Origin of the sequence: Paracidovorax sp. MALMAid1276, from assembly GCF_049198005.1 — a bacterium.
Classification (GTDB): domain Bacteria; phylum Pseudomonadota; class Gammaproteobacteria; order Burkholderiales; family Burkholderiaceae_C; genus Acidovorax.
Genome location: NZ_JBMIRS010000106.1, coordinates 37,501 through 48,386, shown reverse-complemented (window position 1 = coordinate 48,386; position 10,886 = coordinate 37,501). Strand labels below are relative to the sequence as shown.

Genomic DNA, 10,886 nt, shown 5'->3' with positions numbered 1-10,886 from the left:
CGTTCGGGCTGAGCCTGTCGAAGCCTCGCGCTGCGCTTCGACAGGCTCAGCGTGAACGGGCGGGTTGGAATTCAAGCTCTCACCAGTGCGCGGCACGGCGGCCGTCGTGGTGCAGCAGGCGGCCCTTGTCGGCGGGCGTCAGGCCTGCCACCGTGCTGCGCAGGCCGCGCACGCTGCCCTCCACCGTCAGCGGCGCGCTGTCACCGCCCATGTCGGTCTGCACCCAGCCGGGGTCGATGGTGACCAGCGTGGCGCCGGGGTAATCATGCTGGGCTGCCGCCACCGCCATGTTGAGCGCGGCCTTGCTGGTGCGGTACAGCCAGGAGCCGCTGTTCGGCACGCTGCCGATCTGCGACATGGAGGACGAGAGGAAGGCGAACACGCCACCGGCCTCGGCCACCAGAGGGGCCACCTGCGGGATGGCCTGCATCGCGCCCAGCACGTTGGTGTGCATGACGGCGTCAAAGTCCTGCTGCGTGGGTGGGGTGAGCGCGTTCGGGCGGCGGATCACCCCGGCCACGTACCAGGCGGTGTCGATCTTCTCGCCATCGAGCTGCCAGGCCAGGCCGCTCACGCTCGCCGGGTTGGCCACATCCACCGTCAGCGCCTCGGCGCCCAGGGCCCGCACGCGCTCGCGGCCTGCGTCGTCCCGCACGGTGGCGATCACGCGGCGGCCCGCCTCGGTGTACTGGCGCACCAGCTCCAGGCCAATGCCCCGGGACCCGCCAATGACAAGGATGGAGTTCATATTTTTGAGTCAAATTGGCCGTCAGCGCTTTACCATCAAGCGCTGACAGCTATCAATATTGAAGCATTCACAGGTAGAGGCACCGGCGCACGCGCTCGCAGGCGCGGGCGCCTTGCATCACACCAGCTCCAGCGCCACGGCCGTCGCCTCGCCGCCGCCGATGCACAGCGTGGCCAGGCCCTTGGTCAGGCCACGGGCCTTGAGCGCATGGATCAGCGTGACCATGATGCGCGCGCCGCTGGCGCCAATGGGGTGGCCCAGTGCGCAGGCGCCGCCGTTCACGTTGACCTTGTCGTGCGGCAGATTCAGTTCCTTCATCAGCGCCATGGGCACCACGGCGAAGGCCTCGTTGATCTCCCACAGCTGCACGTCGCTCACTTCCCAGCCGGCCTTGGCCAGCGCTTTCTGCGTGGCGCCCAGCGGGGCGGTGGCAAACCACTCGGGCTCTTGGGCGTGCGTGGCGTGGCTCACGATGCGGGCCAGGGGCTTGCAACCCAGCTTCTTGGCGGTGGACTCGCGCATCATCACGAGCGCTGCGGCGCCGTCGTTGATGCTGGAGCTGGAGGCGGCGGTGATGGTGCCGTCCTTCTTGAACGCAGGCTTCAGGGAGGCGATCTTTTCGAGCTTGACCTTGCCGGGACCTTCGTCCACCGACACCACGCGCTCGCCGCTGCGGTCCTTCACCGTCACGGGCACGATCTCGGCCGCAAAGGCGCCAGATTCGGTGGCCGCCTTGGCCCGCTGCACGCTGGCGGTGGCAAACGCGTCCTGCTGCTCGCGCGTGAACTGGTACTTGGCGGCGCAGTCCTCGCCGAAGGTGCCCATGCTACGGCCGGGTTCGTAAGCATCTTCCAGGCCGTCGAGCATCATGTGGTCGAAGATGCGGTCATGGCCCAGGCGGTAGCCACCACGCCCCTTCTGCAGCAGGTAAGGGGCATTGGTCATGCTCTCCATGCCGCCCGCCACCATCACGTCGTGCGCGCCCGCCAGCAGCATGTCGTGCGCCATCATCGCGGCCTTCATGCCCGAGCCGCACATCTTGCTGAGCGTGACCGCGCCCGCGCCCTTGGGCAGCCCGCCCTTGAAGGCCGCCTGGCGCGCTGGCGCCTGGCCCTGGCCGGCCATCAGGCAGTTGCCGAACAGCACTTCGCCCACCGCGTCGGGCGACACACCGGCACGCTCGATGGCGGCCTGGATGGCGGCGCCGCCCAGGTCGTGCGCAGCCAGGCTCGCGAAGTCGCCCTGCAGCGAGCCCATGGGGGTGCGTGCGGCGCCGACGATGACGATGGGGTCTTGGGAGGATGCAGTCATGAAAGGTCTCCTGAAATGGGGGGGGTGGAAGGGTTGGCGGTGCGGGCCGGCTACTGCGGCTCCGCGGTGGTCGGCACGAAGCGCCGGTCGGCGTCGTAAGGGAATACGTCGAACATGTGGCCGGCCCGGATGCGCGCCTGGTGCGACTGCCAGAACGCGGCGTCGAGCAGGTCGGCATGGTGCTGCATGAAGACCTCGCGCACCGCATCGTTGCCGAGCAGGAAGGGGCCGAAGGTCTCGGGGAACACGTCGCGCGGGCCGACGCTGTACCAGATCTCGCCGCTCATCTCCTCCTCTTCGTTGCGCGGCGCGGGCACGCGGCGGAAGTGGCAGTCGGTGAGGTACTCGATCTCGTCGTAGTCGTAGAACACGACCTTGCCATTGCGCGTGACGCCGAAGTTCTTCCAGAGCATGTCGCCAGGGAAGATGTTGGCGGCCACGAGGTCCTTGATGGCATTGCCGTATTCGATGACGCTGCGCTCCATCTGCTGGCGCGCGCGCGGGTCGGACAGGCCGGTGTCGAAGGCCTCCTGCAGGTAGATGTTGAGCGGGATCATGCGCCGCTCGATGTAGAGATGCTTGATGATGACCTCGGTCTGGCCGTCGCCATCGCGGTCGCTGATCTCCAGCTGGCTGGGCGCGAACTTCTCGATCTCGGCAATGAGCGCATCGTCGAATCGCTCGCGCGGGAAGGCCACCTCGCTGTACTCCAGCGTGTCGGCCATGCGGCCCACGCGGTCGTGCTGCTTGACCAGCAGGTACTTGGCCTTGACCTGCTCGCGCGTGGTGTCCTTCTGGTGCGGGAAGTGGTCCTTGATGAGCTTGAACACGAACGGAAAGCTCGGCAGGTCGAACACCAGCATGACCATGCCCTTGATGCCGGGCGCGATGCGGAACCGGTCGGTGGAGTGCTTCAGGTGGTAGAGAAAGTCTCGGTAGAACAGCGTCTTGCCCTGCTTGGCGAGGCCCAGGGCGTTGTAGATCTCGGCACGCGGCTTGCGCGGCATGAGGCTGCGCAAGAACTGCACGTAGGCGCTGGGCACCTCCATGTCCACCATGAAGTAGGCGCGCGCAAAGCTGAACAGCATCTGCAGGTCGTCTTCGCCAAACAAGGCGGCGTCGATGCAGAGTTTGCCGTTGTCGTCGTGCAGGATGGGCAGCGCAAACGGCACTTCATGAAAGCCGTTGATGACCTTGCCCACCACGTAGGCGGCCTTGTTCCGGTAGAACAGGCTGGTGAGCACCTGCACCTGGAAGTTGGTGCGCAGCTTGACCTTGTCCAGCCGGTTGCGCATGGCGGCCACCACCCAGGCCGTGTCGCGCGGCAGGTCGGCAAAGTCGCGCTGGAGCTGGAAGTTCTCGATGATGGCCTGGAACGTTTCGTGGAGCGTGTCGCGCCTGGGGTAGTAGGCCCGGTAGGTGGGCCGCGCGGCGGGCTCGTCGTTCTCGATGTACTCGGTGCTCACCGCAGGCCGCACAAAGATGAAGTCGTTGTGGAAATGCGTGCGGTGCAAGATCTTGCAGGTGACCGAGTTGAAGAAGGTCTCGGCCAGCTCGGGCTGGTGGTGGTTGACCAGCAGGCCGATGTAGTGGAGCTTGACCTGGTGCCACACGTCCATGGGCAGCTCGCCCGCGCCAAACTCCTTGGCCAGGCGACGCACGCATTCCTTCACCCGCAGGTCGTAGAACTCGATGCGCTCGCGCTGCGCCCGCTGCTGGCCATGCCAGTCGGCCGTCTCGAAACGGTGCTTGGCGCGCGCGGACTCGGTGCGGAACAACCGGTAGTGCCGGTTGAAGCCGTCCATCATCGCCTTGGCAATGCCATAGGCCTCGGGTGCATCCAGGCGCTGCGGAAACATGGCGGGCCGGGCGTGGTGGCTGTGCGCGGACTGCGGTGTATGTGCGGCCGCGTTACTGCCGCTTCACGGCGGCCACCCCGTCGATGGCCGCCTTGTAGATGGCCTCCAGCCCTTCGGTGCTGTCCACGGTCATGTGCATGTCCTTGATGAGACCGTCCTTGAGGCCATAGCACCAGCCGTGCAGCGTCACCTTCTGGCCCCGGCCCCAGGCGTCCAGCATGACCGTGCTCTGGGCCACGTTCACCACCTGTTCGATGGCGTTCAGCTCGCACAGCACATCGTGGCGCCACTGCGGCTCGACGGATGCGATCAGGTCGCGGTGGCGGTCACGCACGTCGGACACGTGGCGGATCCAGTTGTCGGCCAGGCCCACGCGCATGCCCTCGAGGCCGGCCAGCACGCCGCCGCAGCCATAGTGGCCCACCACCATCAGGTGTTCCACGCGCAGCTGGTCGACCGCGTACTGGATGGTGGACAGGCAGTTGAGGTCGGTGGGCACCACGACGTTGGCCACGTTGCGGTGCACAAAGACTTCGCCAGGCTCCAGGCCCGTGATCTGGTTGGCCGGCACCCGGCTGTCCGAGCAGCCGATCCACATGTACTTGGGCTTTTGCTGCGCCAGCAGGCCGGTGAAGAAGCCGGGGCGCTCGCGCTCCATCTGGGCCGCCCAGGCGCGGTTGTGGACAAACAGGTCTTCGATGGAGGTGGTCATGGTGGGTCGAGGCTCTTTCAAACGGTGGATCGGCAGATCAGCAGGTTTCTGCAAACAGCTCGCGGCCGATCAGCATGCGGCGGATCTCGCTGGTGCCGGCACCGATCTCGTACAGCTTGGCGTCACGCCACAGGCGGCCCAGCGGATATTCGTTGATGTACCCGTTGCCGCCGAAGATCTGCACGCCTTCGCCGGCCATCCAGGTGGCCTTCTCGGCACACCACAGGATGACGCTGGCGCAGTCCTTGCGGACCTGGCGCACATGGTCGGTGCCCAGCATGTCCAGGTTCTTGGCCACGGTGTAGGCAAACGAACGGCCGGCCTGCAGCACGGTATACATGTCGGCCACCTTGCCCTGGATGAGCTGAAACTCCCCAATGCTCTGGCCGAACTGCTTGCGGTCGTGAATGTAAGGGATCACGTTGTCCATGACCGACTGCATGATGCCCAGCGGGCCGCCGGTGAGCACGGCGCGCTCATAGTCCAAGCCGCTCATCAGCACCTTGGCGCCGCCGTTCACGCTGCCCAGCACGTTCTCCGCCGGCACTTCGACATCCTGGAACACCAGTTCGCCGGTGTGGCTGCCACGCATGCCGAGCTTGTCGAGCTTCTGCGCGATCGAGAAGCCCTTCATGCCTTTTTCGATCAGGAAGGCGGTCACGCCGCGCGCGCCCATCTCGGGCTCGCTCTTGGCATACACCACCAGCGTGTCGGCGTCGGGGCCATTGGTGATCCACATCTTGCTGCCGTTGAGCAGGTAGTAGCCGCCCTTGTCTTCGGCCTTGAGCTTCATGCTGATCACGTCCGAGCCTGCGCCGGGCTCGCTCATGGCCAGCGCGCCCACGTGTTCGCCACTTATGAGTTTGGGCAGGTATTTGGCCTTTTGCGCCTCGTTGCCGTTGCGGTTGATCTGGTTTACGCACAGGTTGCTGTGCGCGCCGTACGAAAGACCCACGGAGGCGCTGGCGCGCGAAATTTCTTCCATGGCCACCATGTGGGCGAGATAGCCCATGGCGGCACCGCCGTATTGCTCTGGCACGGTGATGCCGAGCACACCCAGATCGCCCATCTTGCGCCACAGGTCCATGGGAAACTGGTCGCTCTTGTCGATCTCTGCCGCCCGCGGCGCAATTTCGGCCTGGGCAAAGTCGCGCACCGCGTCGCGCAGGGCGTCAATGTCTTCGCCCAACTGGAAGTTGAGGCCGGGCAGGTTGGCGGGGATGCTCATGGAATGTCTCCTCGGAGGAATGGTTTAGATTGGGTTGAGTTGGGGGGGGAGAGCGGCTCAGCCTTGGATCGCTTCGCGCCCGGTCACGGACATGAGGGTGCAGTTCATGGTGGCGACCAGCTTTTCGTCGTTGCCGTCCACGGCAATGGCACGGCCTTCACACACGGTGATGGTTCGACCCGGCTTGATCACCCGGCCTTCCATGCGAAATCGCTCCCCCTTTGCCGGGGCGAGCAAATTGATCTTGAACTCGATCGTCAAGACGGCCGCGTCTTCGGCCATCAGGGTAAAGCCCGCATAGCCGCACGCCGAATCGAGCGCGGTGGCCACCATGCCTGCATGCAGGAAGCCGTGCTGTTGTGTGAGCGCTTCGGCCCAGTGCAGTTCGATGTCCACCGCACCCGGCTCTATACGGGCCAGGCGGGCGCCCAGCGTCTGCATGGCCCCCTGGCGGGAAAAACTGCTGCGCACACGGTCTGCGTACCGCGCGCTGCGGGGCTCTAAAGGGGTGGCGTTCAAAACAGTCTCCTGATTTACGTTTACGTAAACGTCAATTATGGATCAGTTTTGCTTTTCCACCTTCATCAGCAGGGCGCGCGCCTCTTCCTCGTGATCCAGAACCTCTTCCAGGTTGGCCCGCAGGTCGGCCATTTGTTCCTCCAGCTGCTTTCGGTGCAATACCAGCACATCGAGGAACTTGCGCAATTGCACGCCGGTGTCGCGGGGACTGTCGTAGAGGTCAATGATTTCCTTCGCCTCGGTGAGCGACAGGCCCAGGCGCTTGGCCCGGAGCGTGAGGCGCAAGCGCGTGCGGTCGCGGGCGCTGTAGACGCGATTGCGGCCTGCCGGGCCGGTGCGTTCGGGCTGCAGCAGGCCCATGTCTTCATAGAAGCGGATGGCGCGCGTGGTGAGGTCGAACTCTTTGGCGAGGTCGCTGATCGTGTAGGTGTGGGCCATGGAGTGCTGCCGCGGCAGAGCGGGTTTCGCGCAGGAGACAGGGCGGCGCCCGCGCATGCCTACAATGCCTTGGGTGAATGACGTTTACGTTAACGTCAATGCTAACCCATCAGGCTGCTTCCATGAACCCACTCGAGCATCAGATCCACTACCCGATGGGCGACACACTGCCCCCGGAAGGCCAGACCATCGAGGTCGCTCCCGGCATCAAGTGGATCCGCATGGCGCTTCCGTTTGCACTGGACCACATCAACCTGTGGCTGCTGCGCGACCGGCATCCCGATGCATCTGGGGCCATGGTGGAGGGCTGGACGGTGGTGGATTGCTGTATCGACAGCGCTTCCACCCGTGCACAGTGGGAGCAGATCTTCAAGTCCAGCCTTGAGGGCTTGCCGGTGCTTCGCGTCATCGTGACCCACATGCACCCTGACCATATCGGGCTGGCCCATTGGCTGTGCGCGCGTTGGAACGTCCGGTTGTGGATCAGCGCCACTGACTACAACGTCGCCCGCGTTGCGGTCTATGACCCCCACGGTTTTGGGGGCGAGGCGGGCGCCGATTTCTATGCGCTGCATGGGGCTGATGACGAAGCGTTTTTGAGCCATGTGCGCGGCCGGGCATCCTACTTCCCCACGCTGGTCCCCGCACTGCCTGAGCGCTTTCGCCGGATGATGGATGGCGACACCGTCGACGTTGGAGGTCGGTCCTGGCGGTGCATCAGCGGCTACGGGCATGCCCCGGAGCACATCGCCCTGTATTGCGAAGAGCTGGGCATTCTGCTCAGCGGCGACATGGTGCTGCCCCGCATCTCCACCAACGTGAGCGTGCATGCCACGGAGCCCGAGGCGAACCCCCTGGAACTGTTCCTCACGTCGCTCTTGCGCTATCGGGATCTGCCCGCAGAGACCCTGGTACTTCCTTCGCATGGGAAGCCTTTCTTAGGCTTGGCCACACGCATCGCCCAGCTGCAAGGGCATCACAAGGACCGTCTCGCAGATATTCTGGAGGCCGCACAAACCCGGGCACTGAGCGCTGCAGACGTCCTGCCCATTCTTTTTCGCCGGACGCTCGACACCCACCAGATGACGTTTGCCATGGGCGAGGCGCTGGCGCACCTGCATTACCTGTGGGGAGAAGGACGGGTGGAACGGGCGGCGGGGACTGATGGCGTGCTGCGGTTCACAGCGGCCCAACGCGCAACGCCTTGATGGTCAGGCCCGCGGTGGGTTATCCCTGCGGCTGAGAGCTGGTGGATATGGATTGCGCCCCCTCCTGAGCTTACCCACGTCGCAGTGCCTTTGGTCCGCATACATGGCGCCGCCACCGCTAATTCGCGAGATCCCTCGGTCACTTGCTCCACCGAGCACTTCTCAGTGGCTTGACTGACAAGTTCACAAGGTCAACGACATGGACGTAGTGATGGGCACATCAGGTGAACGCATCGCCGAAAGCAAAAAACCCCAGCATTGGTTGAATGCTGGGGTTTTCTGGGCTGTAAGAGCCTGACGATGACCTACTTTCACACGGGAACCCGCACTATCATCGGCGCAAAGTCGTTTCACTGTCCTGTTCGGGATGGGAAGGAGTGGGACCAACTTGCTATGGTCATCAGGCATAACTTGGTGCTGGGCAGTTCATTGGAACTGCCTGGCGAATTCATAGAGTCTGGAATCAGATTGTGTGTTTTGACTGCGTCTAACTTGGCATAACAGACTCTGAAGCTTCAGCGCTGTGTTGTAGCGCTGGGGTAGCTATCAAAGTTATAGGGTCAAGCCGCACGAGCAATTAGTACAGGTTAGCTTAACGCATTGCTGCGCTTCCACACCCTGCCTATCAACGTCCTGGTCTTGAACGACTCTTCAGGGGGCTCAAGGCCCCGGCAGATCTCATCTTGAAACGAGTTTCCCGCTTAGATGCTTTCAGCGGTTATCTCTTCCACACTTAGCTACTCGGCAATGCCACTGGCGTGACAACCGATACACCAGAGGTGTGTCCACTCCGGTCCTCTCGTACTAGGAGCAGGCTTCCTCAAATCTGCAGCGCCCACGGAAGATAGGGACCAAACTGTCTCACGACGTTTTAAACCCAGCTCACGTACCTCTTTAAATGGCGAACAGCCATACCCTTGGGACCGGCTACAGCCCCAGGATGAGATGAGCCGACATCGAGGTGCCAAACACCGCCGTCGATATGAACTCTTGGGCGGTATCAGCCTGTTATCCCCAGAGTACCTTTTATCCGTTGAGCGATGGCCCTTCCATACAGAACCACCGGATCACTATGTCCTGCTTTCGCATCTGCTCGACTTGTCAGTCTCGCAGTTAAGCACGCTTATGCCATTGCACTATCGTCACGATGTCCGACCGTAACTAGCGTACCTTCGAACTCCTCCGTTACGCTTTGGGAGGAGACCGCCCCAGTCAAACTGCCTACCATGCACTGTCCCCGATCCAGATAATGGACCTAGGTTAGAACCTCAAACACACCAGGGTGGTATTTCAACGTTGGCTCCATGAGATCTAGCGACCTCACTTCAAAGCCTCCCACCTATCCTACACAGATCTGTTCAAAGTCCAATACAAAGCTACAGTAAAGGTTCATGGGGTCTTTCCGTCTTTCCGCGGGGAGATTGCATCATCACAAACATTTCAACTTCGCTGAGTCTCAGGAGGAGACAGTGTGGCCATCGTTACGCCATTCGTGCAGGTCGGAACTTACCCGACAAGGAATTTCGCTACCTTAGGACCGTTATAGTTACGGCCGCCGTTTACTGGGACTTCAATCAAGAGCTTGCACCCCATCATTTAATCTTCCAGCACCGGGCAGGCGTCACACCCTATACGTCCACTTTCGTGTTTGCAGAGTGCTGTGTTTTTATTAAACAGTCGCAGCCACCGATTTTTTGCAACCGCGTTGGGCTCCCTTTGTACAAGTTCACCTACTTGCGGCATACCTTCTCCCGAAGTTACGGTATCAATTTGCCGAGTTCCTTCTCCTGAGTTCTCTCAAGCGCCTTAGAATACTCATCTCGCGCACCAGTGTCGGTTTGCGGTACGGTCGTCAATAGCTGAAGCTTAGTGGCTTTTCCTGGAAGCAGGGTATCACTCACTTCGGCTGCAAGCAGCCTCGTTATCACCCCTCATCTAAGCCCGGCGGATTTGCCTACCAGGCACGACTACAGGCTTGAACCAACATATCCAACAGTTGGCTGAGCTAACCTTCTCCGTCCCCACATCGCACTATTGATCGGTACAGGAATATTGACCTGTTTCCCATCAGCTACGCATCTCTGCCTCGCCTTAGGGGCCGACTCACTCTACGCCGATGAACGTTGCGTAGAAAACCTTGCGCTTACGGCGAGGGGGCTTTTCACCCCCTTTAACGCTACTCATGTCAGCATTCGCACTTCTGATACCTCCAGCATCCGTTACCAGACACCTTCACAGGCCTACAGAACGCTCTCCTACCACGTGCAATAAATTGCACATCCGCAGCTTCGGTAACTGGCTTAGCCCCGTTACATCTTCCGCGCAGGACGACTCGATCAGTGAGCTATTACGCTTTCTTTAAATGATGGCTGCTTCTAAGCCAACATCCTGACTGTTTTAGCCTTCCCACTTCGTTTCCCACTTAGCCAATTTTAGGGACCTTAGCTGGCGGTCTGGGTTGTTTCCCTCTTGAGTCCGGACGTTAGCACCCGGTGCTCTGTCTCCCAAGCTGTACTCTTCGGTATTCGGAGTTTGCATAGGTTTGGTAAGTCGCCATGACCCCCTAGCCTAAACAGTGCTCTACCCCCGAAGGTAATACTTGAGGCACTACCTAAATAGTTTTCGGAGAGAACCAGCTATTTCCAAGTTTGTTTAGCCTTTCACCCCTATCCACAGCTCATCCGCTAGTTTTGCAACACTAGTCGGTTCGGACCTCCAGTACCTGTTACGGCACCTTCATCCTGGCCATGGATAGATCACTTGGTTTCGGGTCTACACCCAGCGACTGAATTCGCCCTATTCGGACTCGATTTCTCTACGGCTTCCCTATTCGGTTAACCTTGCCACTGAATGTAAGTCGCTG

General features: G+C 61.6%; 8 protein-coding genes and 2 rRNA genes (1 of these 10 running past the window's edge). 1 reads left to right on the top strand and 9 read right to left on the bottom strand.

The genetic code is table 11. From position 1 onward, the window contains the following. Positions 1-79: 79 nt before the first annotated feature. From ACOQFS_RS07605 to ACOQFS_RS07575, 7 genes are all read right to left on the bottom strand, one after another. Positions 80-748, bottom strand: a complete 669-nt coding sequence (locus tag ACOQFS_RS07605; protein ID WP_421562291.1) for an SDR family oxidoreductase — start codon at positions 746-748, stop codon at positions 80-82. Positions 749-865: 117 nt separating this feature from the next. Further along, entirely contained in the window at positions 866-2,059 is a 1,194-nt protein-coding gene (locus ACOQFS_RS07600) for an acetyl-CoA C-acyltransferase (RefSeq protein ID WP_421562290.1), read from the bottom strand. Between the two features lie 50 nt (positions 2,060-2,109). Further along, entirely contained in the window at positions 2,110-3,918 is a 1,809-nt protein-coding gene (gene aceK / locus ACOQFS_RS07595; RefSeq protein WP_421562289.1) for a bifunctional isocitrate dehydrogenase kinase/phosphatase, read from the bottom strand. 52 nt (positions 3,919-3,970) lie between these two features. Further along, complete coding sequence (gene can / locus ACOQFS_RS07590) at positions 3,971-4,630, bottom strand: carbonate dehydratase (RefSeq protein WP_421562288.1); 660 nt, start codon at positions 4,628-4,630, stop codon at positions 3,971-3,973. Between the two features lie 37 nt (positions 4,631-4,667). After that, entirely contained in the window at positions 4,668-5,858 is a 1,191-nt protein-coding gene (locus ACOQFS_RS07585) for an isovaleryl-CoA dehydrogenase (RefSeq protein ID WP_421562287.1), read from the bottom strand. Positions 5,859-5,915: 57 nt separating this feature from the next. Further along, positions 5,916-6,299, bottom strand: coding sequence for a PaaI family thioesterase (locus tag ACOQFS_RS07580; protein ID WP_421562286.1), 384 nt, complete (start codon positions 6,297-6,299; stop codon positions 5,916-5,918). Positions 6,300-6,419: 120 nt separating this feature from the next. Continuing rightward, entirely contained in the window at positions 6,420-6,815 is a 396-nt protein-coding gene (locus tag ACOQFS_RS07575; protein ID WP_421562285.1) for a MerR family transcriptional regulator, read from the bottom strand. A 122-nt stretch (positions 6,816-6,937) separates the two neighbouring features. On the opposite strand from ACOQFS_RS07575, the gene ACOQFS_RS07570 reads away from it, so the two are divergent. Further along, entirely contained in the window at positions 6,938-8,023 is a 1,086-nt protein-coding gene (locus tag ACOQFS_RS07570; protein WP_421562284.1) for an MBL fold metallo-hydrolase, read from the top strand. A gap of 292 nt (positions 8,024-8,315) precedes the next feature. On the opposite strand, the gene rrf is transcribed toward ACOQFS_RS07570, so the two are convergent. Both rrf and ACOQFS_RS07560 read right to left on the bottom strand, forming a co-directional pair. Then, a 5S ribosomal RNA gene (rrf, locus tag ACOQFS_RS07565) occupies positions 8,316-8,428 on the bottom strand. A 151-nt stretch (positions 8,429-8,579) separates the two neighbouring features. Continuing rightward, positions 8,580-10,886: ribosomal RNA gene (locus tag ACOQFS_RS07560) — 23S ribosomal RNA — on the bottom strand; it runs 571 nt beyond the window's last position.